We start from the raw sequence: 23,742 nt of genomic DNA, 5'->3' as shown, positions 1-23,742 counted from the left end.
AGGCGCCGGCCCCGGGCCGCCCACCCCGAACGTCGCCCCTGCTCGCCGGGTCGCCCCGCGGCCCGGCGCGGGATCAGAGCGGCCGATCCGTCGGGGAACAGGTCGTGCGTACCACGAAGCAGGACACTACGGTGGGACGGGTGACCGATGACTCCCTGCACACCTCCGTGACCATGGCCGCCCTCGCCGGCGGCACCGTCGCCGCCTGGACGGCCCTGCCCGAGTACGTCGATGGGCGGTGGAAGCGGCTCGCGGCACGCGGGGCGCTCCTCGCCACGTCCTCCGTCGGGGTGATCCTCGCCGACGATTCCGACCCTGTCCCGCACCCGGAGCGCGACGCGAAGTTCGCCGTCCTCAGCCGCGCCCTCGAGGACCCGGTGCAGCGGGCCGCGATCTGGCTCATCGCCCTCGTCGGGCTCTCGGCCGTCTCGTCCGTGCAGGAGAAGGCCCTCGACACTGCGGCCGCGCGGTTCCGTGCCCGTGGCGCCAGCGCTCCCCGCACCTCGCTCGGCCTCGCCCTCGGGGCCATCGCGGCGGGCACCCAGCTCGCCCCCGCCCCGAAGGCGAAGGACTGACCTCCTCGCTCCACCACGACGCTGCGCCCTCCTGTCGAGGGCGCAGCGTCGTCATAGGTCCGCCGTGCGCAGGCACGAGCGCGGTCGGGTGCCCCGTCGAGCAGGAGCACGAGGACCCACGCGGAGGCGGCCCGGGCACGGGCCGGCCGGCCTCGTCCCGCTCGCGGACGCCCAGGCCTGTCGGGCTCGAGCGAGCCCGGCCCGTTGCCGCCCGGCCGATGTCGCCTCAGGGGCGGCTCGTGAACTCCGGGTGGCGCTTCTCGAAGAAAGCGGTGAAGCCCTCCTGGGCGTCGGCGGTCGTCGCACCCGCGGCCATCGACTCGATCGCGAGGTCGTAGGCGGCGCGCTGGTCGAGCCCGATCTGGGCGTAGAAGGCGTGCTTGCCCATGCTGCGGCCGGCGGCGCTGCCCCGGGTGACGCGGGCGACGAGATCGGCAACGGCCGAGTCGAGCTCGTCGTCGGGCACGGCGGCGTTGACGAGCCCCCAGTCGGCGGCGGTGCGGGCGTCGATCGGGTCGCCGGTGAGGGCGAGTTCGAGGGCACGCTTGCGGGAGACGTTGCGGGACACCGCGACGAGCGGCGTCGTGCAGAACAGGCCGCCCTTGCCGCCGGGCAGGGCGAACCTGGCGGACTCGGCGGCGATCGCGAGGTCGCACGTGGCGACGAGCTGGCACCCGGCCGCGGTCGCGAGCGCGTGGACGCGGGCGACGACGGGCTGCGGGATCGCCTGGACCGTCTCCATCATCTCGGTGCACAGCGCGAACAGTGCGCGTGTGGCGGCGAGGTCGGCGCCCGCCATGTCGCGGAAGTCGTGCCCGGCGGAGAACACGGGGCCTTCGGCGGCGAGGACGACGGCGAGGGTGTCGCTGCTTCCTGCCTCGGCGAGGGAGTCGCGCAGGTCGGTCATCATCGCGATCGAGAGGGCGTTGCGCTTGTCGGGGCGGGCGAGGGTGATCGTCGTCGTGTCGCCGTCGCGGTCGAGGCGGAGGTTCTCGTAGGCCATGCCCCAGCATCGGCCGACGGGCGTGGGTGTGTCGACCATGTGCTCGAACCCTGGTCGCGGAGGCGTCGGTCCGGCTGCGGGCGTGGGCGCGACCGCAGGGCGTCTTCGCTGTTCATCCGGGGTGCGATCCGGAAAGTCTCACCTGGTGGACGGGGTCGTGAATACGACACGGCGTCGTTGGCTAAGGTCGACGGTGAAAGGCACCGTCCCGGAGTCGACCTCCGAACGACGTCGCGCAGCCGCCGAGGCCACGCGAGTCGGATGGTCGCCCGAACGATCTCGTCGACGAGAGGATGATCATGGACATCTACACCCTGCCCGACCTTCCCTACGACTACACCGCGCTCGAGCCGCACATCAGCGGCCGCATCATGGAGTTGCACCACGACAAGCACCACGCGACGTACGTCAAGGGCGCGAACACGGCGCTCGAGAAGATGGCCGAGGCCCGCGAGGACGGCACCATCCCCGACAAGGCGCTCCTGCTCTCGAAGAACCTGGCCTTCAACCTCGGTGGCCACACGAACCACTCGATCTTCTGGAAGAACATGAGCCCCGACGGTGGCGACAAGCCCACCGGCGAGCTCGCCGCCGCGATCGACGAGTTCTTCGGCAGCTTCGACAAGTTCCAGGCGCACTTCACCGGCGTCGCGACGACGATCCAGGGCTCCGGCTGGGCCGTGCTCGGCTACGACCAGATCGGCCGGCGCCTCGTCATCGAGCAGATGGAGGACCAGCACAACGGCGTCACCGCAGGCATCGTCCCCGTCGTCATGCTCGACATGTGGGAGCACGCGTTCTACCTGGACTACCAGAACGTCAAGCCCGACTACGTGAAGGCCTGGTGGAACGTCGTCAACTGGGCCGACGCACAGCAGCGTTTCGACAACGCCCGCACCGGTACCCCGCTCGTCGGCTGACGTACCCGTAGGTCGTCACGGAGGCCGCCACCCCCTCGGGGGTCGGCGGCCTCCGTCGTGCCCGGGGGTCTCAGCCGAGGCGGGCCGCCCGGTCGAGCGCGGCGGTGAGGTCGGCCAGGACGTCGTCGACGGCGTCGATGCCGACGGAGAACCGGAGGAGCCCCTCGCCGATGCTGGCGACCTCGCGCGCGTCGGGAGTCATCGAGGCGTGGGTCATGGTCGCGGGGTGGGCGACGAGCGACTCGACGCCACCGAGGGATTCGGCGAGGGTGAAGATCTCCAGACCGGTGACGAACGCGCGTACGGCCTCGACCCCGCCCGCGAGGTCGGCGCTCACCATCCCGCCGAACCCCTGCTGCTGCCGGGCGGCGATCTCATGGCCGGGATGTTCGGGCAGGCCGGGGTAGTAGGTGCGAGCGACGGCGGGGTGGCTCGCGAAGAGCTCCGCGACGGCGGCGGCGTTGCGCTGATGCGCCTCGAGCCGCACCGCGAGGGTGCGCAGCCCACGGAGGGTCTGGGCGGAGTCGTACGGGCTCGCGGGCAGGCCGAGGACGTTCGCCCACCACGCGACCTCCTCGGCGAGCTCGGCGGTGCCGGAGACGACCGCACCGCCGACGACGTCGCTGTGACCGTTGACGTACTTCGTGGTCGAGTGGACGACCGCGTCGACGCCGAACTCGAACGGCCGCTGCACGAGCGGGGAACAGAACGTGTTGTCGGCGACGACCTTCGCGCCGGCGGCGTGGGCCGCCTCCGTCACGGCGGCGAGGTCGGTGATCCGCAGCAGCGGGTTGCTCGGCGTCTCGACCCACACGAGCGCCGGGGACTGCGCGAGCGCCTCCCGGAGGGCGGCGCCGTCGGTGAGGTCGACGGTGACCATGAGCAGGTCGCCCCGGGCATGGAGGGAGTCGAAGAGGCGCCACGTGCCGCCGTAGCAGTCGTGGGGGACGAGGACCGTGCCGCCGCGCGGCAGGAGCGCGTAGAGCGCGTTCGTCACCGCCGCCATGCCGCTCGCCGTGATCGTCGCGCCCGCGCCGCCCTCGAGGGTCGTAATCGCCTCGGCGAGGACGTCGCGCGTGGGGTTGCCGCAGCGGGTGTAGTCGTACTCGGGGGTCTGCCCGAGCTCGGGGAACGCGAAGGTGCTGCTGAGATACATCGGCGGCACCACCGCGCCACGGCTGGAGTCGGTGCCGATGCCGGCACGCAGGCCACGGGTGAGGCGGGAGATGTCGCTCATGTCTGCTCCTTCGCGTCAGGGTGGCGACCTGGCGAGGTGCACGACCTGCGGCGGAGGGCAGCGGGGCGGCGAAGGCCGACCCGTCCCATCTTCCAGTGGGCATCGCTGCCCTCCGCAGGAATTGGCACCGAACCCCGACCCCCTGGTGGGAGGCGGGAGGTTGCCCCGGCGTCGTCGGGCCTGTCCCTCGACCGGTCTGGATGGATGTCCCGCCACGGTAGACCCGCCCGGACGCACGAAGGCGGGACCGGTCCACGATGTGGGATCCCGGTCCCGCCTCCGAGACGGTGCCGCGGCCGTAGCCGCGGCACCGTGGCCTCCGAGGAGCCGTCAGGGCTTGAGGACGACCTTCAGGCAGCCGTCCTGCTTCTTCTGGAACTTCTCGTAGTACTCCGGCGCGTCGACGAGCGGCGGCCGGTCGGTCGCGAGGCCCTCGAGGCCGAACACGTCTCCCTCCGTCGAGATGATGCGGAGGAGGTCGTCGGTCCACCGCTTGACGTTGGTCTGACCCATGCGGAGCGTGAGCTGCCGGTCGAACATGTCCAACATCGGCAGCGGATCGGCGGCGCCGCCGTACACGCCGGAGATCGACACGGTGCCGCCGCGACGGGCCGAGCCGATCGCGGTGAGGAGCGCGTCGAGCCGGTCGATGCCGACCTTGTCGATCGTCTTGCGCGCGAGCGGGTCGGGCAGCTTGCCGGCCATGGAGATGACCTGCTCGGCGACGGGGTTGCCGTGCGCCTCCATGCCGACGGCCTCGATGGAGACGTCGACGCCGCGGCCATTCGTCATCTCGCGGACGACGTCGGTGACGTCCCCGTCGATGTCGCGGGCGTCGACGGTCTCGACGCCGTGCGCGGCCGCGACGCCGAGTCGCTCGGTGACGAGGTCGATGCCGATGACCCGCTCGGCGCCGAGGTAGAGCGCTGCACGCGCGGCGAGCTGACCCACCGGGCCGAGACCGACGACGGCGACCGTGCTGCCCTTCTCCACGCCGCCGTACTGCACGGCCTGCCACGCCGTCGGGAGGATGTCGGAGAGGTAGAGGAACCGCTCGTCGGGGCCGTCGGCAGGCACGACGATCGGGCCGTACTGCGCCTGCGGCACACGCAGGTACTCGGCCTGTCCGCCCGGCACCGCGCCGTACATGCTCGTGTAGCCGAGCAGGGCCGCGCCCTTGTCCTGGCTGTGATCTGCCGTCGTCTCGCATTGGCTCTGCAGGCCTCGCGTGCACATCCAGCAGTGACCGCAGGAGACGTTGAACGGGACGACGACACGGTCGCCGACCTTGAGGTGTCCGGCCGCCTCGGGGCCGACCTCTTCGACGATGCCCATCGGCTCGTGGCCGAGGATGTCGCCGGGCTTGAGGAACGGGCCCAGCACCTTGTAGAGGTGCATGTCGGAGCCGCAGATCGCGGTCGAGGTGACCTTGATGATCGCGTCGGTGGGCTTCTCGATGCGGGGGTCGGGGACCTCCTCGATCGTGACCTTCTCGGTGCCCTGCCAGGTGAGTGCCTTCATGAATCGTCTCTCCTTCTGGCCGCTGGGAGGCGGCCCCTGACGAATACCCCGTGACGGGCTCGTCCATGCGGGTTCAGGGCGGCGGCCTCGTGGGTAAGAGGGGGGACATGGATCTCACCTCCCGCACCGGCGCGGCCTCCGCGCGCTCCTCGCACGCCCCCGTCGCACTCGTCGCCGGGGCCTCCCGGGGCCTCGGCCTCCTCGTCTCGCGTGAACTCGCCCGCCGCGGCCACGTCGTCGTCGGGCTGTCCCGCGACTCCGACGCGCTCGCGGGGGCGCAGGAGGCGATGCGCGGGTGGGGGCAGGAGCTCCACACCGCGGTCGCCGACGTGCGCGACGAGGCGCGGCTCCGTGAGGTCGTCGCGCAGGTCGAGGCCGAACACGGCCCGATCGAGGTCGCGATCCACGTCGCGGGCGTCATCCAGGTGGGACCGGAGGAGTGCTTCGACCGCAGCCACTACGAGGAGGCGATCGACATCATGCTGTGGGGACCGATCAACCTCACGCAGGCGGTCCTTCCCGGCATGCGGAGCCGCCGCCGCGGGCGTCTCGGCGTCGTCACTTCCATCGGCGGAATGATCAGCGTCCCCCACCTCGTGCCGTACTCGACGGCGAAGTTCGGCGCGGTCGGCTACACCCGTGGCCTCTCGATGGAACTCGTGGGCACCGGGGTCACGGCGACGACGATCGTTCCCGGCCTCATGCGCACCGGCTCCCACGTCCAGGCGTCATTTGTCGGCGATGCCGCGGCCGAGTACGCGTGGTTCGCGCCCGGCGCGTCCCTGCCGCTCGTCTCCATGGACGCCGAACGCGCCGCCTCCGCGATGGTCGACGGGGTCCTCGCCGGCCGTGGCCTCGTCCTCCTCTCCCCGCTCACGAAGATCGGCGTCCGCGTCGAGGGGCTCGCCCCCGCGACGACCGGGGTGCTCCTCGGTGTCATGGCGCGGCTCCTCCCGTCGGCGCCGCGCGGCGGTGAGGGGCGAGAGACCGTCCTCGGCCACGACGCCCGCGCACGGCTCTCCTCCTCGGTCGTCGAGAAGCTCACGACGCTCGGCACCCGTGCCTCCGCCCGGTTCAACGAGAACCGGCGCCCCCGTCCCGCCGCCGGCGTCCGGTCCGAGACGACGCACCGGGGCTGAGGGAGGAGGGGGATGTTCGGCGTCACCGGCCTCGGCACGGTGTTGGTCGCGTGGGCGTGCGCGATCGGTGCTCTCGCCGCCGTGACCCGCGCCTGGCCCCACCTCGCCCACCCTGGGCTGCGGAGCGTCCTCACCCGCGTCGTCGCCCAACTCCTCGTCGCGGTGCTGCTCGTCGTCGCCGCCGGGGCGACGGTCAACCGGGCCGGACTGTGGTTCGTCTCCTGGCGCGACCTCGGCTCCGTCGTCCTCGGTCCGCCGACGGGTGCCCTCGACGCCCACGGCGCCACACCCGCCACCGCGGCGGCCGCCCAGGTCGGGCCGTGGGGGCCGACGTCCGCAGCCGCCATCGCGAGCCCGCCGTCGGACACCGACCCCCACACCGGTCTGCGGTCCTACAGCCTCACCGGCCCGGCGAGCGGCCACACGGGCACCGTGTTCGCGTGGGTGCCGCCGCAGCCGGTGCGCTCGGCGCTGCAGGTCTTCCACGGCTACCCCGTCTCGCCCCAGAGCGCGTTCGCCAACCTCGGCCTCGGCGACCACGGCGACGGCGCGCTCCGGCACACCGTCGTCCTCCTGCCCGACTGGTCACCCCGCGAACTCGACACCGAGTGCGTCGACGGCCCGGCCAGCGCGATGGAGACGTGGCTCACGACCGACGTGCCGGCCTGGGCGGCAAGGACGTTCGGCGTCCCTGCCGAGCGCACCGCGTGGACGGCTCTCGGTTACAGTGCGGGCGGCTGGTGCGCCGCGATGTCGGCGATGCGCCACCCGGAGACCTACGCCGCCGCGGTGAGCCTCGGCGGTTACACCCGCCCCCTCTTCGCGCCCGGTTACGAGCCTCTCTCGCCCACGGGTGGAGGTCACGACCTGCCGCTGCTGGCCCGCCGCGACCCGCCGCCCGTCGCGGTCCTCGTCCAGTACTCGACGCGCGACACCCTCGTCGCCCCCTCGGTCGAGGAGCTCGTCGCCGCGGCCCGCCCGCCCCTCTCCGTGACTCGATGGTCGACCCCCCATTCCGGCCACCGCGTCGGCGCCTGGAAGCCCCTGATCCCCGAGGCCCTCGCCTGGCTCGACCACGTCGTGCCCGGCACCGCCTGACCGCCTGACCGCCCCACCGAAAATCGCTCCACCGAACACACGAGACCGGCCATGTCCGTCCGTTCCACCAGCCATCTCGCCGCGGGCGCCGCGACCCTCGCGTGCGCCGCTGCGGGCAGCCTCGCGTCCGATCCCGACGGCCTCTACCACCGGCGCCTCGACAAGCCGTCGTGGAACCCGCCGGACGCCGTGTTCCCCGTCGTGTGGAGCACCTTCTATGCCGACATCGCGGCGACGAGCGGCATCGTGATCTCGCGGCTGCGCGAGACGGGTCGGAACTCCGAGGTGCCGCGCTCGGCACCCACCTCGCCCTCAACGCGGGCTGGAGCTACGTCTTCTTCCGGTCCCACGAGCCCGCGCTCTCCGCGGTGTGGTCGGGGTGCGCTCGCCGCGAGCTCGGCCGGCCTCGTGCGCCGCACGGCGAAGGTCGACCGTCGCGCCGGGGCCGCCCTCACGCCGTACGTGGCATGGACGGGATTCGCCACCGCGGTCAGCACCGAGGTGTGGCGCCGCAACAGGTGATCCGCGGCAGGGGACGCGCTGCCCGACGACCGCCGCGGCGCGAGTCTACGCGGAGAGACGCCACGAGGGGCGCCCCGCCGATCAGGCCGGGCGCCCCTCGTTCGTGGTGCCGCGGGTGCGTCTCGTCCCCTCAGACGGTGCGTCGACGACGACCTCGAGCGCGAGGACGGGGCGGTCGGTGACGATGTCGCCGACCCGTGCCTCGGCCGCTTCGGCCCAGGGAGGTCGGCGATCGCCCCGAACGGTCGCTCGCCCGGTCGAGCATCGTGTCGTGGGCGACGATCAGTGTGCCGTCGGCCGTGACGTGGACGTCGGTCCCCATGCGGCGGGCACCGGCGTCCTACGCTGCGCGGGACGCGAGAAGGGTGTTATCCCGGCCGACGTTCCCGGGCATGAGCGCGCCGCCCCGGTGTGCGAGCACGAGGGCGGCGCGGAGATGACGTCGCTCACGGCCTCGGCATGACCCGTCGAGGACGGGAAGCGGGGCCGGGAGAGTCGAGGTTCAGCGCATCGGGACGATGCTGTGGGCCTGCCGACCCATCTCGACGGAGCTGAGGTTGCGACCGGCGCGGTTGAGCGAGGCGCTCACGCGGTCGGGAGCGGTGGAGCGGTTGCTCATCATCGACAGGCCGGCGGCGACGGAGAAGACGGAGACAAAGAGAACGAACATGATGGACCCCCTCGGATGTGGTGTGGATGCGTCGCGGAGGGTGCGGCATCACGAGGTTGGGACAGCGTTGTCGACCAGGTTCGTGGTGGCCCGCGTGGCGGGCTCTCGCAGCGACGAATCGATTATGTGCCACGTCAACTGGTAAACACAAATAACGTAATGTGCATCGAATCATGTAGATTCACTACATGCTCGATCCTCGCCGGCTGCAGTGTCTCTACGCCGTCCACGTGCACGGATCCGTGCTCGACGCCGCCCTCGAACTCGGCCTCACGTCCTCGGCCGTGAGCCAGCAGATCGGCAAACTCGAACGCGAGGTCGGGGCCCAACTGCTCGAACGCGCGGGCCGCGGTGTCGTCCTCACCGACGCCGCGCGCATCCTCGTCGAGGCCGCCGAGGAGATCTCCGCCGCGACCGATCGTGCGACCGCCCGCCTCGAGGACCTCCGCCACGATCTCAGCGGGACCCTCCGCGTCTCCTCGTTTCCGAGCATCATCGGACCCTTCGTCGCGCCCACGCTTGCGCGCATGAAGGCCGACGCCCCAGGGCTGCACATCCATCTCCACGAGATGTTCCCCGAGCGTGGCCGGGAGGCCGTCGTCGGCGGCCACATCGACGTCGCCCTCATCCACCTCTGGGGCGACGCGAGACCTGCACTTCCGCAGGGCTTCACCTCGACGGTCGTCGCCGACGACCCGATCGAGGTGCTCCTCCCGTCGACGCACCCTTTCGCCGGCCGCGACGAGGTCGCCCTCGCGGACCTCGTCGACGACGTGTGGGTCACCGACGACCTCGAGGGGTTCTGCCGCGGTTGGCTCGTGCGCCGGATGTCGGCCCTCGGCCGTCGCCCCCGCATCGACCATCTCGTCGACGAAATCGCCGGACAGCTCGCCCTCGTCTCCGCCGGGTTGTGCAACGCCCTGCTTCCTCGCATCGCGTTCGGGCACGTGCCGCCCTCGATCCGATCCGTCCCCCTGGTCGGGGAGACCCCGTTCCGCCGCCTCCACCTCCTCTACCGCGAGTCGGCGGCCGACCGCCCGGCCCTGCGGAGGTTCGTCACCGAGCTGGAGTCCCGGGTGTCCGGATCGTGGACGGCGCCGAAGGAGTGAACGCGGTGGAACGCGAACGGCTCCCCGCCCCGGTGTGTCGCGCGAGCACCTGAGCGGCTTCCACCTGCAAACCGTGTCGCCGTGGACCCCTCAGCGCGTTGCTCGAGGCGACGACCGTGCCTCGATCTCGTCGTCTCGCCCCCGTGGGGCGCCCGACCCGGGCCGCGACGCTCCTCGACCAGGGAGAGATCGTCACCACCGCCGCCCACCGCAGCGGATTCGCCGACCCGTTCGAGTTCAGTACGGCGTCTCGCCCTCGCGGTATCGCGAGCGGGGGGTCCGCGGACTCCGCCTGAGCGTCAGCCGCGCGGCTCCGCGGGGCGGGCGCGGTAGAGCCGCCCCAGGTGTGCGGCAACGCCGTCGCACCGCACCGAGCGGGGGACGGAGATCTCGTGGAGGACGAGTTCGTCGTCCGTCGCGGGGGCGGCCTTGCGGGCCGCGGCGACGGCGGCCTCGGCGGCGGCACGGGTTGCGTACCAGCACCAGCTCGACAGGCGCCGACGCTCGCCCTCCCCGGTGGGTGTGCAGTGGGCGAGCACCCACACCGACCGCGTCGACCCCTCGAGGCCCGGGGGACGCCGGTGGATGATCTCGGCGGCGCGCCTCACGACGGCGTCCGGTTCGTTCACCTCGTCGAGCACCGCCGCCTCGAGCGGGTGCGGAAGTCGCGACCACTGCGTGACGTACTCGTCTACCTCTACGTCGACGTTCCCGTCGGCGACCACCGGTGCTGATTCCGGCACGTCCTCATCTCCTCGGTCGAGCGTTCTGCTCACAAAGTGGGTGCCATCGTGGCACGCCCCGGTGACGGCGTGGCATCCCCCCGTGCTCATCGGCGGGCGGGATGGGTGGGCAGGGTCCACACCCGCGTCCCCTCGGTCGACTCCGTCCGCACGAGACCGCCTGCAGGAGAAGACATCTCGACGAGAGCAGAGCGGACCTTCACGGGGGTCGGGCGTGAACCGGGGGCGGCGCGCATGAGGTCGTCGCCGAGCATCCCGTAGGCCTGATCGACGCCGACGAGCACGGTGCGCCACTCGCCGAGATCCGTCACCAGTCCCGCGTCGACGTCGACGAGGCTGCGGCCGAGGATCCCCCACGAGCCGGAGGGGGACGGCGCCCACGTCGGGTTCGACGCGGGCACGTAGGGGCCCTGGAAGCTGCCGCGCACGACGGGTCCGTCGTGGTGGACGACCAGGCGGGGACGAACGGGGTCCGGGTGGACGAGGACGACGGCCGACCCCGCCGTGCCGACGACGACCGGCGCGCTCGTCGGCTGGTCGGTGGGGGAGCCGACGGGCTCCCACGGGGTCGGATCGCCCGCGACGGTCGCCGGGGTCATGTGCCACCAGCCCTTCGGCGAGGCGACGAGGACGGTGCCGTCGGGTCGGCCCGCGAGGGCCGTCGCGCCCGCGGGGACCTCGACCTCGCCGAGGCCGTCCGAGGTGAGCAGCGCGGCCCGCGTCGCGGTCAGACGCACCATCGGCGCCTCACCCGCGGTGACGAGCTCGGCCCGTGGCGGGAGTTCGGCGTCGGCGAGGACACGCCCGTCGTGGACGGCCCACACGAGGGCACGCTCGCCCACCTGCGCGGCGAACCCCTCCACGCCGCCGATGTGGGTGATCGCCGGGCCCGTGCGGAGCTCGCCTTCGGGCAGCGACGTGCTCCAGCGTGCGCGTCCCGTCGTCGCGTCGACGACCGACATCGCCCGGGTCGCCGTCACGTAGGCGACCGAGGCGCCCGCTGCCGCGGACGTGGAAGCGGATGTGCGGCGCGCCTTGCCGGCGGCCGGGGATCCCACCCTGCTCACGGCCACCCGGGACGCCCGGTCGATCGGTGGGCTCGCCCACGAGGCGCGCGCGTCCCACCCGTCGGGCGCGGATTGCGGGAACGCCCGCCCGGTGAGGACGGGCTCGGCCGCGGGGGCGGGATCCGCGTGATGTACGGCCACCGCAGCGAGCCCACCGAGCCCCAGCACCGCACAGAACACCGTCGGGATCACCCAGCGTCGTCGCGGTGCCCGACCGCCGCCCTCGGCGGGGTCCCCATCGGGTCCCGCGTCCTCGGGGTGCTCCTCCCGCGTCTCGATCGGGCCGCCGTCGACCTGCGCCGCCCCATCCCGGTCCTGGGCCGCGAACGGCCGTGGGTCCGCGGGCATCTCGCGGTCCCCGGGTGCGGTCGGCCCCAGGTGGGCAGGCGGGCCCGCGGGGCCGATCGCATCGGCGGCCCCGACACCGGCCGTGACGTCGGCCCCGACACCGGCCGTGACGTCGGCCCCGACACCGGCCGTGACGTCGGCCCCGGCGTCGTGCCGGGGGCCGACCGGTTCCGCACCATCGGTCTCGCACTCTCGCGCCGCCGGCGGGGGTGGGGATGCCGGGAGGGGAGGCGGGACGTGGCGGGCGCGGGCGCGCGGGGCCCGGGTGCGTCGTGCGGTGTCGACGGGGTCGGGCCACGACGCATCCCGCTCCTCCCATCCACCACCGTCCGGCCGGGCGAGGCCGGCCCGGTAGCGGGCCTCGGCGGCCACGGCGGCGGCGACACGGGCCCGTTCGGCGGCCTCGATGCCGTCGGCCTCGCGCTGCTCGCCGCCCTCCGCCTCGGCGTGCTCCCCGTCGTCGTCCCCACCGGCCGCAGGGTGGGTGACGCCGTGGCCGTCGGCCGTGGCCCGCGGGGAGGTCTGGCCGAGGACACGGAGCCGGCCCGCGGGCCCGGCCGCGACGTGGAGGACGACGCCCGACGGCATGTGGATGTCCACGACCCGCGGCTCGGTCGCGTCCGCGAGGACGACCCGCAGAGCGGCCTCCCGGGCGGACTCCCCGTCACCGGGCTCGATCGGCCTGCCGTCGACGAAGGCGCACTCGTCATCGCCGGACTCCTCGATGCGGACGAGGACCGGGGCGCTCATCCGCCGAAGAGGGCGCGGTAGGTGTCCGTGATCGCGCGCGGGGCGTCCGTGGGCTCCGCGTACGCCTCGTACGCGAGCGCGCGCTTCGCGGCGACGCGGGCGACCCAGTCGTGCACGTTGCGGACGTACGCCTCGTTGATCGCGCGGTCCTCGACGGCGCCCTCCCGCACCCCCCACCGGGCGACGGCGACGCGGCGGCCGTGGCCGTCGGCGAACGCCGCCCAGTAGTTGAGGCCGTACGCGCCGTTGACCTGCTCCGACCACGGCCGACGGTCGGCCGTCGCGTCGACGCCGACGACGTCGACGAGGTCGTGCTCCGGCCACGCCGACAGCACGGACTCGCCCGGCATGCCCGGCTGCGACCCGAGGACGGGCGTCCACTGGAACGCGACGTTCGGGGCGACCGCCTTCACCGTGCGGGCCACCTCGGAGTAGCACTTCGAGTACATGCCCGGGTCGCCGCTCCACGGGGTGCCGGGAGCGTTCATCCCTGGCCCGAGATCGACGATCGGCGCGTTCGGCAGGCGACGGAGTCGCGACGCGAACTCCTGCCACTGGGTGCGGTACTCGCCCGACGCGCACTGCGGCAACGTCGCGCCCGTCGAGGGGAGCATCGGGGTGCGGAGGACGATCCGCGCCTTCGTGTCGCGGAGCGGGTCGGCCACGGAGGCGGCCGTCATCGTCCGCCACGAGGACCCGTCGACGGGCACGACGACGACGTCCGCCGGCCGCCCGCGTTCCGGCGTGACGTCACGACCCTCGCGGACGACGCCGCTCGCCCAGTCCGGACTCGTCGAGGTGGGGCGTGGTGACGGTCGTGTCGCCACCGTCGGGGCGGGGGGCGCGGGTGCGGCCGCGGCGGACGGCACGGGCGTGTACTCCCGGGGCGGCAGTGGGGCGGGGACGAGGTGGTCGACCTCGTCCGGCCCGCTCGGACGCGGCGATCGGCGCGGCGGGGTGGTGAGTCCGGGCACGTGGGGCGCGGGGGTGACGTGTTTCGGGCCTGGGACGTGTCCCTCCCCGTCCGACGCCGCAGGGCGATGCGGTGCGGGCGGGTCGACGGGGGCGTCGGGGCGACGCGTGGACGACGCCTCCGGAGCAGGGTCCTCCGTCGGCCTCGTGGGGCGCGTCGGGGTCGCCGAGGGGGTCGAGGAGGCGGGGGAGGGGGAGCGCCCAGGCGTGGGGCGCTGCTCACCGCGGGTGGGGTGGCCCGGCGTCGTGGTCCTGTCGGGGGTGGACCCGGGGCGGTCCGCCGCGTCCGTGGTCGCCTCGTCCGGCGTCCCGGCGGTGGGGCGGCCGTCCCGGCCCTTCGTGGGCGGCGTGGACGGCCGGGAGGTCTCCTCGGGGTCCGGGGCGCCGCCACGGGTGGAGTGCCCGCGCGTCGGGGTGCCACGCCCGGGGGTCTGCGGTGCGGATTCGCGGTCGGGGTCCGCCGTCGTCGACGCCCCCCGCTTCGGCGTGCCGTCACCACGCGTCGTCCTGCCCTTCCGGGCCTCGCGGGGCCCGCGGGTGAGCTTCGCATCGTCGGCGCGGTCCGAGGATGCCGCGGGCCGGTCGTCGTTCTTCGCCGGCAGTCCGAGGGCCTCCCGGGTCGCGTCGCGCACCTCCTCGCCCCGCGTCCCGGGGCGTGCACCGCGCATGGGCGTGGACGACCCGGCCCGACCGTCGGCGCCACGGGCGGACTTCTCGGTGCCTGACGTCCGCGAGACGGCCTTCTTCGCCTCGGTCCCGCCGACGTCGCCCTTCTCCCGAGCGGTGCTCCCGGACGCGGTCCTCGTCGACGAGGACGTCGGACGATCCGCCCTCGTCCGGTGGGTCTCGTGCCGGTCGGCGCGGTCACGCCCGGACGACGTCCCCTCGGAGGTCGGGCTCTTCCTCCGCGACGACTCCTGTCCGGCGCGCGGGGCGGCGCGGTTCTCGCCCTCGGCGTCGCGTGCCTCGTCCCGCGTCGCCTCGCGGCGCTCCCGGTCGCGGGAGAGGCGTTCGAGGAGGGAGATCCGATCCCCGTCGCGCCCGGGACGGGACCCGTCGTGGGCGGCGGACGTGGGTGTCGCGTCCTCGGCGTCCCCGGATCCCGCCGCGGCGCCCGCGGCGTCAGAGGGAGGTGCCTTGTCGCCGTTCCCGTGTCGTTCGACGCTCGGCAGTCCGGGCAGGGACGGGCGGCGCATCTCGGTCGAGGCGGCCCTCTCGTCGGCGGGGTGCGCCGAGGTCGCGTCGCCGGCCGCGGCGTCGGCCACGTCGCCCTGCGCCGTGTCGCGGACGGTCACCGGGACGGGAGCGGCGACGGGGACGACGGAGGCGACCGCTCGGTGACCGGTGTCCTGGGCGTCCGCGATGCCGGGCGTCGCCCCGATCGGGCCAGGGGTCACGGCGGGCGCGCACGACGCCGCCCGCGTCGCCGGGCACCCGATCCCTCCGACGGCGGCCGCCACCGCCGCGGCGTCCTCCGTCGTCGACGTCGGCTCGGCGGAGCGGACGGTCGTCACGGGGGCGCTCGCCCCGGCCCGTCCGGCCGTCGCCGTGCTCTCGTCGGTGCGAGGTGACCGGGCGACCGACGTCCCGGTCTGCGAGGTCGACGTGTCCGTGCTCGTCGCGTGCGACCCCTCGGCGTTCGTCTCGTTCGTGCGGGTGGTCTCGGAGGTCGTGGAGGCATGCGATGTCGTGGTCGCCCGCGTGGGCGAGGCGTCGGCGGCGTGACGGGTGGTGGTCGCCGCGACGTCGCGTCGCGACGTGTCCTGCAACGTCGGAGTCGTCTCCTCGGCGGTGTCCCGCTGCTCCGAGGCCCGTCGCCGCTCCTCCTGGTCGGCGCGTCGACGCGCGTCGTCCGCCTCGGCGGTCTCGGTCGCGGCCCTCTCCTGTCGCTCCCGAGCCTGCGCGTCGACCTGCGCACGTTCCGCCTGCGCACGTTCCGCCTGTTCGCGATCCGCTCGGTCACGGGCCTCCTGCTCACGGGCACGGGAGGCGTCGTCGCGGGCCTGCGCCACGGCCCGTTCGTGCGCCCGGCCTTCCTCCGCCCGGGCGGCCTCGCGCCCCTCGCGGTGACGCTCGGCCCGGACCTCGTCGCGGGCACGCTGCGCCTGCTCGTCGCGTCGGGCTTCCTCGCGCTGGGCTTCGTCGCGTCGGGCCTCGTCCTGCCGGGTCTCCTCGCGCTGGGCTTCGTCGCGTCGGGCCTCGTCCTGCCGGGTCTCCTCGTGCCAGGAGGCGCGGTCGTCGTGATCGGAGGACTCCTCGGCCGACCGCCCGTCGTGGGCGGGTTCGGTCGGCGCCGTGTCGCGCTCCTCGGACCCCGCCGAGCCCTGCTCCGAGGCCTGGCCCTCGGTGCCGGGGACGTCGTCGGGCGCCTGGGTCGTCACGCTGTCCAGCGGAGGGGTCTCCTCGCCTTCGTCGGCGTGGGCGGCGTAGGTCGTGGCGGCACTCGCCGCGATGACGGCGAGCGACGTCCCCACGGTACGGGCGGCGAGGACACCGAGACGTCGTCCGGCGGGGAGGGGGGTGGGGCGGGGCACGAAGTCCTCCGGGAGGGGTAGAGGGCGGACCCCGCGACCGTAGTGACGGCCCGACCCCGTGTGGGTCGACCCGAGACACCCACCCAGGCAGGGGCCGGGAAAGACCTTCTCTCGCGAGGCGTCTCGGGATGTGAGATGTTCCAGGTCGTTCGATGGTCGCGGCCCCTCCGACCCGTGCAAGGTGCGGGTGCGACATGCCCGGATCGCCTCAGAGGTAGTGGCGGAACCGGACCCGGACGGCCTCCCGGGTGGGGTGGTGGTCACCGTTCTTCACCCGGATGGCGTCGGCGATCTGCTGGTACGAGAGGCCGCGGCGGTGAGCCTCCCGCACCCCCTCCTTGAGGCGGAGGTCGTTGCCGGTACGGCGCGCGTGCTCGTCGAGCTCGGTGAGTCGGCGTTGGATCTGACGCACGGTGGGTTCGGAGACGTGGCGGGCCTCGCGCTCCTCCAACCAGCGGTCGATCTCACCGGCGTCCCACAACGTGCGTCGCCCCCACTTGAGGTCGGTGGGTGCGGGCATCTGGTCCCGGCTCGCCATGCCTCGGATCGTCGAGGCGGGGATCGAGGTCTTGCCCGTGATGCGGGCGAGGCGTTCCGCGATCATCTCGGCCGTGACGTACCCGGATGGCGGCCCGTCGGTGGGGGTCGCCCGTCGCCCGGCGGGGGCGGTGCGGGGCGGGCGTCCTCGGGAGACCGCACGTGCTGCCCGGTCGACCGGGGGCGTGGCGGAGGGGGTCGCGGCCGGGTCGGTCGACTCGACGGGTGGGGCGCTGCGGGCGGGGGCGACGCGGAGGGCGTCGACGCACCGCTCGGTGGGTGTGGCCCGGGGGGCGGGCGTGACGGGTGAGGCGCACCACTCGGCCGTCGCCATGCCTCACCTCACCTCGCCTGCCGTGAACTCGCGGGTCAGCCTAGCGAGTCCGAACGGCGGTGGTCGGGCCCTGTGGGTCGGGTGTGGGTCGGGTGTGTGGGTCCGATCGTGAAAGTGAACTTTGGGTGAACGGGCTGGGGTCGCGGGCCGGGTGCTCTGTGCCCGGGGGCGTGCGCTGCCGTCGTCAACCCGCGTGGTGGTCATGGCAATTGCTCTGCGGAACGGTTTCGCGTCACCATGGCGCACAGTCGGACGATCGTTCAAAGCTCAATCATTTTCGCAGGTGAGTGCACGTTTAGTCTTGACGTTGGCAGCGCATCGGCGCCAGAATCCCGGCGTTCTCACAGAAAATCCGAAAGGACCGTCGTGACCGCCACGACCATGCGACCCACGGGTCACCTCACCCTCGCCACACCGGGCCCGGCCGCCGCCGCCGAGGTGCCGTCGGCCACCTTCGTCGGTGACGCCGCCTGCGCCTCGGCGCGGACCAACGGCATCCCCCCGTCGGCGTGGACTCCGGAGGTCGAGGCCGACACCGTCCCCCTCACGCTCCTGCGGATCTGTGCCTCGTGCCCGGTGCGGGGGGCCTGCCTCAGCGAGGCCGTCCGCCTCAACGACGTCGGCTACCGGGCCTCGACGACGACGGGTCAGCGTCGCCGCATGTATCCCGAGCTCGTCGGCGAGCCTGCCATCGGCCACGGACCCCGCCTCGCGGGCGTCGACGACGAGGGGCGGCGCCGTCCCCTCCACCCTCGTGGCGAGGGCAGCCTCTCCCGCTACCGCCGTGGCTGCCGCTGCGACGAGTGTCGCGGCCACAACGCCGCCGCCCGTCGTCGTGAGCGCGCCCGGGCCTCCTGAGTCGGGTCTCGCCCGTCTCACCCCATCGACAGATCCACCAGCCGAGGAGCGACCATGACGATGCCACCGAACACATCGAAGAAGCCCGTCAACCCACGACCCGAGCCGGACGTCGTGCGGTACACGGCGACCGCCCGCCCGTGGCGACGCGACGACGCCGCCGACCGTGCGGCCCGCCGCCACTCCCCGTCCGTCGTGTCCGTCGCGCTCGGCGCGATGGGCACGACGGACGAGGCGGGGGCATCGGCGATGGCCGGGGCGGCAGGAGCGGCGACCATGACGTCGTCCGACGACGTGCGCGGCATGCCCGCGAACCCGTCTCGGGTGGGCCACGACGACGGCCCTGGTGGGACGGCGACCTCTGCGACGGCCGGGTACTCGTCCCCCACCCCGGCCTCGGGCGTCGGTGCGGTCCCCGGGCGGACGCTGCCGCCCGTCGAGGTGCCGATGGTGCGTCCGCGGACGCCGAAGCCGCGGTCGGGCTGGCAGTCGGTCGCCTACCGCGTCACCGGCGGCCGGTGGAACCCCGGCCCGGGCGAACGCGAGCGGCGTCAGCGGGAGCGGGAGGCGCAGATCGCGACGCAACTCCGCGGCAAGCACGTCACCGCGTTCTTCTGCCTCAAGGGCGGCATCAGCAAGACCTCGACGACGGCGGCGACCTCGATCGCCCTCTCCGACCTGCGCCCCGACCCGGTGTTCGCCATCGACGCCAACCCCGACGCCGGCGACCTCGCCGAGCGGCTCGTCGGTGAGAAGCTCTCGGGCATCGCGGCACTCGCCCGCGACATCGACGACGTCGACAGCCTCGAGGCGTTGAGCCGGTACACGGCGACTCGGGGGCGTCTCACCGTGCTGCCCGGCGAGCCCAACCCGATGCTCGGCGACTCGCTCCGTGCCGACGACTTCGACGCCGTCGTGCAGGTCGTCCAGCGGTACCACTCCTTCGTCCAGGTCGACTGCGGCACCGGCGTCACCCACCCCCTCATGGAGGGCGTGCTGCGCTACGCCGACACCGTCGTCATCCCGGCGGCGTGGTCGGTCACCGGCGCCAAGCGGGCCGCGGAGACGATCGACTGGCTCCGCGACCACGGCTTCGCCCACCTCGCCGACACGTGCATCGTCGTCCTCACGGCGAAGGACATCGTCTCGGGCGCCGTCGACAAGGACGCGGTGCTCGATCACCTCTCGCGCGCGGCGGACGTCATCGTCGTCCCCGCCGACCCGCACGTCGCCGACGGGGCGCTCCTCGACTGGGAGAGCCTCCAGCCCGCGACGCGGGAGGCCTATCTCGACATCGCCGCCGCAATCACACGCCGGTTCGACGCGCACCGCTGAGGGGTCGGCCCCTGCGGGCCACCCACCGGATACCGACGCGGAGGCGCCGCCCACGACCGGGCGACGCCTCCGCGGTATCGGGAGGGGTGGGCGTCAGCGCGTCGGCGTCGACCCCGACGTCGCGCGACCGGACGGGGACGACGAGCCCCACGAGGCGAGCTGGTCGAGGTACGCCCGCCGGGCCTGCGGGTTCTGCGTGAGCGAGCAGCGGCAGTAGTCCTCCCGCTCGTCGAAGTAGCTGTCGAACGTCATGATGTCCGCGTTGGCCTTCATCCAGCCCATGACGTGGGTGATGTAGGCGGGGTTGTCGCCGCCAGAGCTCGACGAGCCCGGGATGACGCCCCACTCGGGCACGGCGAACATCTTGCCGTGGGAGCGCGCGAACTCGCCCCAGAAATCCCATCCGCCCGGCTGGGTGAGGTGCTTCTGCCAGCCTCGGCCGTCGTCGTAGGGCGGGCTCCAGTCGTAGGCGTCGATGCCGACGACGTCGACGACGTCGTCACCGGGGTAGGCCAGCGTCGCGTCGGCGAGGGAGTTGCCCTTGCCCTCGTTGGGGTTGAAGACGATGCGCAGGTGCGGGCCGCCCTTCTTGAGGGAGGTCGACGCGTGCCGGAAGGCCTGCTTGTACTGCTCGACGTTCTCCTCGGTCGCGCGCCACGGCCAGTCGACGATGTTCATCTCCCAACCGGGACGCACGTAGGCGGTGGGGTACTTCGAGGCGATGAGGCGGCCCATCTTCTCCCACTGGGCGTTGTCGGCGCCGCTCGCGGCGCGCTCCATCGAGCCGTCACCGGGAAAGAGGGGGAGGGCGACGTTGAGGGTGCCCTCGAAGCCCGGCGGGATCGAGTTGTCGGTGAGCCACCAGGAGTCGAGGAGGTCCTTCCACGTGTCGCGGGTGGGGGCGACGCCGATGACGTCGAGCGGACGGCCGCGGAGCTCCTCGAACTCCGTGGCGAGGCCGGCCTTGTTGTGGACGACGCCGCTGTCCCACGGGAGTCCGCTGAGGGTTCCTCGGGGTGGGGTGTCGGCCGGCGGCGTGAACGGGGGCCGCTCCGGTGCCGTCGTCGTGGGCGGTGCGGGCGCGGGTTCGTCGGCGTCGCCGCACCCGGCGAGCAACAGCACGACAGCGGCCGCACCTGCGGCGATACCCCGGATGGCACGGATGCCCATGATCTCTCCCCCTGTGACAGTGACGCTCCCTCATGGTAGTGGATGGGGGCCCACGGCCCACCTCCCGACGAGGCGCCGCGGGGCACGACAGGGGGCGTCGACCGCCGCCGCCGACGGGGTCCCCGGGCGGGGGAGATCACGGATCGGCATCGGTGCAGGAAACTTCCTCAGGAGACGTAACGGCGTCGGAGGCCCCACCGATGACACGAATGACACACCCGGGGTGGAGAGCCGCACCGGAGGCGGGCCTCGGCCCGTCCCCGTCGTTGCGAAGCGCGCGGAGAAGCGCGAGCGGCCCGGCGTCCAGGAGGACGCCGGGCCGATCCGTGTCCGGGGTCGATCCGCAGATGCCCGCCCGTCAGGGCGGGACGGCGCCTTCACGAGGTCCGCCGCCGGGTGCGCGCGACGTGTGCGGCGAGGTCGTCGCGGGCGCCGGTGCCCGCCACGAGGACGACGGTCCGCGAGGCGGGATGGGCGTGCCGCAACAGCGCGAGCTCGAAGACGTCCTGGACGAGACGCACGACATCGAGGCGCCCGAGGGGGCCGGCGACGGCGTGCGCCTCGACGAAGACCGTGCCGGCCGGGTCGGCGCCGTCGACCATGATGCAGGCGCCGCTCGGCAGGACTACCGGTGACGGCGCGAGGTCGACGCCGAGGGAATCGGCGTACCGCCGCACCAGGGCGGCCCACGCCGAGGTGACTCCGCTCGACGTCTGCCGCCGAGTGGGGGCGACGGCCGGCGCAGCGGTGGAGGTGGGCAGGGGGTGGGCACGGCCGGGTCCTTCTCTCGGCCGGATGGGCGGGGTGCCGCACGCCGGCACCAGGGGCGCGCACGCCGACGTTCGTCGGCACGTCCCCGTACGGCGTGCGGGCACGTCGACCCGCCCCTGGGCCGCTGCGGCCGGGATCGGAGTCCGGGGGGCGGATCTCGTGCGGATCGCCTGTGCGGCCGAGGAACTCGTCCCCGTTCGCGCTGCTCGGGCCTCTGCGATCCGGTCCGCGCCCCCCAGCCGCGCTTTGCGGGTCCGGGCGGACGTGGGGTCAGCCGTCGAGCAGGATCCGCGGGGTGCGGCGCCGGTGGGTCGTGCGGTCGTAGCACCGGAACCCGCGCGGGAGGAGCGCGGCGGTGCGGTCGACGAGGGAGGCGGCGAGATGCGGCACGTCGCCCGGGCGGCCGGGACGACCCACGGCGCGCAGGTCGGCGGCGAGCTCGGGGAGGAGGACCTGGGCGTACCGGCCGGCCGTCGCGCTGAGGTCGGCGGCGACGCGGAGGGTCGCGAGGTCCTCGACGAACGCGGCGAGATCGGCGCGGGCGACGAGGGTGCCGAAGAGGGCGCCGTGTCCGACGGGGGCCGGGTCGAGGAGGACCATGCCGCAGGCGGAGGCCGTCCACGGGCTCGGCAGTCGGTCCTCGAGGAGGAGGACGGCCTGGGCCGTGGCCGCGCCGGGGGTGACGCCGATGACACCGCGGAGAGTCTGGGCGAGTGCCTGGGGCGTCGACGGGGGCACGTCGACGGGAGGAAGTGCGGCCCGTGCCATCGCGAGGGTGCGGGCGAGGCGGCGGACGTCGGCCGGTCCGTACCCGATGGGGGCGGCGGCCTCACCGACGAGGTCGACGGGGTCGCGCGACCACGGCACGTCGTCCTCGGCGGACGCGGGGAGGGCGGCGAGGACGTCGAGGAGGACGAGGCGGCGGCGTTCACAGGGCAGGAGGATGCCGGTGTCGCGGATCTGGTGCCGCACGCTCGAGAGGTGGGCGACGAGGCGGCCGTCGGCGGCGCCGAGACGCTGGAGCTTCTCGTGGACGAGGTGGGCGGGGGCGAGGCAGGCGTCGCGGACGAGGACGTAGTGGTGGATCCACTCGACGAGATCGAGTTCACGCGCGTCGAACGTCACGGGGCCGAGGGGGCGCGTGGCGCGACCGCCCTCGGTCCGACGAGGGCGGTCCATCGCCATGAGACACCTCCGACTGCGGGCCCGGGCGGGGCCCGGAGTTCTCGCACATCATCGGCCACGGAGTCACAGGCCTGAGTTTCGAGAAGGTCAATTCCTGTGCAAGATGCCGGGATCGGGCGGGCCACGCGTCGTCCATCGTCGGCGGAGGTACGTGGGCGGCCCCCTCAGTCGCGGACGTGGACGACGACCCCGCGGCCGAGGTTCGGGGGCCGGTGCCACCGGGTGAGGGCCTGCCCGGCGACCCGCAGGGCGTCGGCCTCCTGTCGGCCGCCGAGGAGCCCGAGCGTCGTCGCGGCGGGGACGCCGAGCCGGAACTCACGGGCGAGAGCGCTCACCGCGGCGTCGTCGACGAGCCGGTCGCGGAGCGTTGCGGCGGGACTGCCGGGCAAGGAGGCGGCGCGGAGCACCTCGAGGACGCCCTGGACACGCTCGCGCCGCTCGGCGGCGACCGGCAGCGTGGGCGACGTGTCCCGTGGGCCCGTCGGGAGGCCCAGGTGGGCGCGGAGGGCGGCACGGGGGAGGTCGGGGACGACGTCCTCCACCGCCGCGTCGAGGACGGCCCGCAGCTCGGGGGCCGGCGGGGTCGCCGCAGCTCCCGGCGGAGGTGTCGACGACGGGTCGGGCCGGGTGTCGGTGGCGGGGAGGGCGTCAAACGCTCCGTCTGCCTCGCCGGTACGGTCCACCTCGTCGAGGTCACGCGTGACGTCCGTGACGTCGACGTCGGTGCGCCCACCCTCCCCGGGGGTGGACGGCGGGGTGGGCGCGGCCGATGGGGGATCGTCGGGGTCGACGGCGGCGGCCCAGTCGCCGAGGTCGAGCATCCCCGTCGCGGCGACCACGGCGGCCGCTCGGGATCGCACCACGTGGCGGCCGGCGCGAAGGAGCCGGGAGACGGTGTCCTCGGCGAGGAGGTCGGCGCGTTGTGCGGTCGACAGTCGCACGCCGGTCGCGTCCTCCCAGGCGGCGACGACGTCGTCGCCGGCCGTGGGGGTGGGGAGGACGGACCCGGCGCGTATGCGTAGCCACAGGAGGTCGAGATCGGCGCCGGGATCGGTCGGCGCGGGACCGGGTGGGTCGCCGAGGAGGCTCAGGAGGCGGTGTCGGACGTCCTCCGCGTCCCGGTCGAGCTCACGGCCGAGGCGCGTCGGCGGCACCCCGGCCCGCAGCCCGGCGAGGAGTCGACGCTGGTCGCCGGACGACCAGGGGCGCCGCCGCTGCGTCCTCGGTCCGTCCACGTCCACCCCCGGTCGCTCGTCGTCGGGAGGATCCGCGGTCTGCGTCGTCGGCCCACCCGGGCGCAACCTACCCGCGTGTGCCCACACGCCACCACTGGCCGTGGGACGG

21 protein-coding genes, 1 pseudogene and 1 riboswitch are annotated in these 23,742 nt (G+C 73.9%); of the genes and pseudogenes, 9 read left to right on the top strand and 13 right to left on the bottom strand.

Translation table 11 applies throughout. The annotated features are described in order from the left end of the window. Positions 1–140 precede the first annotated feature (140 nt). Entirely contained in the window at positions 141–575 is a 435-nt protein-coding gene (locus tag MOPEL_RS16220; protein ID WP_051992340.1) for a hypothetical protein, read from the top strand. A gap of 226 nt (positions 576–801) precedes the next feature. On the opposite strand, the gene MOPEL_RS14295 is transcribed toward MOPEL_RS16220, so the two are convergent. Next, complete coding sequence (locus tag MOPEL_RS14295; protein WP_009483591.1) at positions 802–1,617, bottom strand: enoyl-CoA hydratase-related protein; 816 nt, start codon at positions 1,615–1,617, stop codon at positions 802–804. Positions 1,618–1,877: 260 nt separating this feature from the next. On the opposite strand from MOPEL_RS14295, the gene MOPEL_RS14290 reads away from it, so the two are divergent. Then, positions 1,878–2,498: a superoxide dismutase gene (locus MOPEL_RS14290; RefSeq protein WP_040634896.1), complete on the top strand. Its 621-nt coding sequence runs from the start codon at positions 1,878–1,880 to the stop codon at positions 2,496–2,498. 70 nt (positions 2,499–2,568) lie between these two features. On the opposite strand, the gene metB is transcribed toward MOPEL_RS14290, so the two are convergent. Together metB and MOPEL_RS14280 are read right to left on the bottom strand one after the other, a co-directional pair. Next, on the bottom strand, positions 2,569–3,735 hold the full coding sequence (metB, locus tag MOPEL_RS14285) for a cystathionine gamma-synthase (RefSeq protein WP_009483589.1): 1,167 nt from the start codon (positions 3,733–3,735) through the stop codon (positions 2,569–2,571). 82 nt (positions 3,736–3,817) lie between these two features. After that, positions 3,818–3,942: riboswitch (SAM riboswitch) on the bottom strand. Between the two features lie 123 nt (positions 3,943–4,065). Next, a complete protein-coding gene (locus tag MOPEL_RS14280; protein ID WP_009483588.1) occupies positions 4,066–5,256 on the bottom strand; it encodes a zinc-dependent alcohol dehydrogenase in 1,191 nt (396 codons plus the stop codon). 107 nt (positions 5,257–5,363) lie between these two features. Here MOPEL_RS14280 and MOPEL_RS14275 point away from each other — a divergent pair, with 107 nt between their 5' ends. The 3 genes from MOPEL_RS14275 to MOPEL_RS14265 are packed head-to-tail and all read left to right on the top strand — an operon-like array spanning position 5,364 to position 8,015. Continuing rightward, positions 5,364–6,395 carry an SDR family NAD(P)-dependent oxidoreductase gene (locus MOPEL_RS14275; RefSeq protein ID WP_009483587.1) on the top strand — a complete coding sequence of 344 codons (1,032 nt, stop codon included), beginning with the start codon at positions 5,364–5,366 and terminating at the stop codon, positions 6,393–6,395. Between the two features lie 12 nt (positions 6,396–6,407). Next, positions 6,408–7,493 carry an alpha/beta hydrolase gene (locus MOPEL_RS14270; protein ID WP_009483586.1) on the top strand — a complete coding sequence of 362 codons (1,086 nt, stop codon included), beginning with the start codon at positions 6,408–6,410 and terminating at the stop codon, positions 7,491–7,493. Between the two features lie 51 nt (positions 7,494–7,544). Then, positions 7,545–8,015: a TspO/MBR family protein gene (locus tag MOPEL_RS14265; RefSeq protein ID WP_009483585.1), complete on the top strand. Its 471-nt coding sequence runs from the start codon at positions 7,545–7,547 to the stop codon at positions 8,013–8,015. 130 nt (positions 8,016–8,145) lie between these two features. Here MOPEL_RS14265 and MOPEL_RS19040 read toward each other — a convergent pair. Both MOPEL_RS19040 and MOPEL_RS17865 read right to left on the bottom strand, forming a co-directional pair. Next, positions 8,146–8,340 (bottom strand): annotated as a pseudogene (locus tag MOPEL_RS19040) (glycerophosphodiester phosphodiesterase family protein); the annotation flags it as partial. Positions 8,341–8,517: 177 nt separating this feature from the next. After that, complete coding sequence (locus MOPEL_RS17865; protein ID WP_009483583.1) at positions 8,518–8,685, bottom strand: hypothetical protein; 168 nt, start codon at positions 8,683–8,685, stop codon at positions 8,518–8,520. Positions 8,686–8,873: 188 nt separating this feature from the next. On the opposite strand from MOPEL_RS17865, the gene MOPEL_RS14255 reads away from it, so the two are divergent. Together MOPEL_RS14255 and MOPEL_RS17860 are read left to right on the top strand one after the other, a co-directional pair. Next, a complete protein-coding gene (locus tag MOPEL_RS14255; RefSeq protein WP_009483581.1) occupies positions 8,874–9,794 on the top strand; it encodes a LysR family transcriptional regulator in 921 nt (306 codons plus the stop codon). Between the two features lie 143 nt (positions 9,795–9,937). Continuing rightward, positions 9,938–10,090 carry a hypothetical protein gene (locus MOPEL_RS17860; protein WP_169316328.1) on the top strand — a complete coding sequence of 51 codons (153 nt, stop codon included), beginning with the start codon at positions 9,938–9,940 and terminating at the stop codon, positions 10,088–10,090. Positions 10,091–10,093: 3 nt separating this feature from the next. Here MOPEL_RS17860 and MOPEL_RS14245 read toward each other — a convergent pair whose 3' ends face one another. The 4 genes from MOPEL_RS14245 to MOPEL_RS14230 all read right to left on the bottom strand — a co-directional run bounded on the left by MOPEL_RS14245 (position 10,094) and on the right by MOPEL_RS14230 (position 17,079). Then, positions 10,094–10,537, bottom strand: a complete 444-nt coding sequence (locus tag MOPEL_RS14245) for a hypothetical protein (RefSeq protein ID WP_009483580.1) — start codon at positions 10,535–10,537, stop codon at positions 10,094–10,096. A gap of 86 nt (positions 10,538–10,623) precedes the next feature. Beyond that, entirely contained in the window at positions 10,624–12,702 is a 2,079-nt protein-coding gene (locus tag MOPEL_RS14240; RefSeq protein ID WP_009483579.1) for a hypothetical protein, read from the bottom strand. Continuing rightward, on the bottom strand, positions 12,699–16,208 hold the full coding sequence (locus tag MOPEL_RS14235; protein WP_009483578.1) for a hypothetical protein: 3,510 nt from the start codon (positions 16,206–16,208) through the stop codon (positions 12,699–12,701). The genes MOPEL_RS14240 and MOPEL_RS14235 overlap by 4 nt, the downstream gene beginning before the upstream one ends. Before the next feature lie 208 nt (positions 16,209–16,416). Next, positions 16,417–17,079, bottom strand: coding sequence for a helix-turn-helix transcriptional regulator (locus MOPEL_RS14230; protein ID WP_009483577.1), 663 nt, complete (start codon positions 17,077–17,079; stop codon positions 16,417–16,419). Between the two features lie 366 nt (positions 17,080–17,445). Between MOPEL_RS14230 and MOPEL_RS14225 the strand changes: the two genes are divergently transcribed. Both MOPEL_RS14225 and MOPEL_RS14220 read left to right on the top strand, forming a co-directional pair. Continuing rightward, entirely contained in the window at positions 17,446–17,937 is a 492-nt protein-coding gene (locus MOPEL_RS14225) for a hypothetical protein (RefSeq protein ID WP_009483576.1), read from the top strand. 54 nt (positions 17,938–17,991) lie between these two features. Then, positions 17,992–19,272 carry a MinD/ParA family ATP-binding protein gene (locus MOPEL_RS14220; RefSeq protein ID WP_009483575.1) on the top strand — a complete coding sequence of 427 codons (1,281 nt, stop codon included), beginning with the start codon at positions 17,992–17,994 and terminating at the stop codon, positions 19,270–19,272. 93 nt (positions 19,273–19,365) lie between these two features. Here MOPEL_RS14220 and MOPEL_RS14215 read toward each other — a convergent pair whose 3' ends face one another. The 4 genes from MOPEL_RS14215 to MOPEL_RS14200 all read right to left on the bottom strand — a co-directional run bounded on the left by MOPEL_RS14215 (position 19,366) and on the right by MOPEL_RS14200 (position 23,633). Beyond that, positions 19,366–20,442, bottom strand: coding sequence for a glycosyl hydrolase (locus MOPEL_RS14215; RefSeq protein WP_009483574.1), 1,077 nt, complete (start codon positions 20,440–20,442; stop codon positions 19,366–19,368). 377 nt (positions 20,443–20,819) lie between these two features. Continuing rightward, complete coding sequence (locus MOPEL_RS14210) at positions 20,820–21,119, bottom strand: hypothetical protein (RefSeq protein WP_040634882.1); 300 nt, start codon at positions 21,117–21,119, stop codon at positions 20,820–20,822. A gap of 364 nt (positions 21,120–21,483) precedes the next feature. Beyond that, positions 21,484–22,392 (bottom strand): hypothetical protein, encoded by a 909-nt coding sequence (locus MOPEL_RS14205; protein WP_169316327.1) that lies wholly within the window; start codon positions 22,390–22,392, stop codon positions 21,484–21,486. 170 nt (positions 22,393–22,562) lie between these two features. After that, positions 22,563–23,633, bottom strand: coding sequence for a hypothetical protein (locus MOPEL_RS14200; RefSeq protein ID WP_141631369.1), 1,071 nt, complete (start codon positions 23,631–23,633; stop codon positions 22,563–22,565). Between the last annotated feature and the right edge of the window lie 109 nt (positions 23,634–23,742).

This window comes from Mobilicoccus pelagius NBRC 104925 (assembly GCF_000247995.1).
GTDB classification, from domain to species: Bacteria; Actinomycetota; Actinomycetes; order Actinomycetales; family Dermatophilaceae; genus Mobilicoccus; species Mobilicoccus pelagius.
The sequence above is the reverse complement of the archived record's forward strand: the minus strand, read 5'-3'. Positions and strand labels throughout refer to the sequence as shown.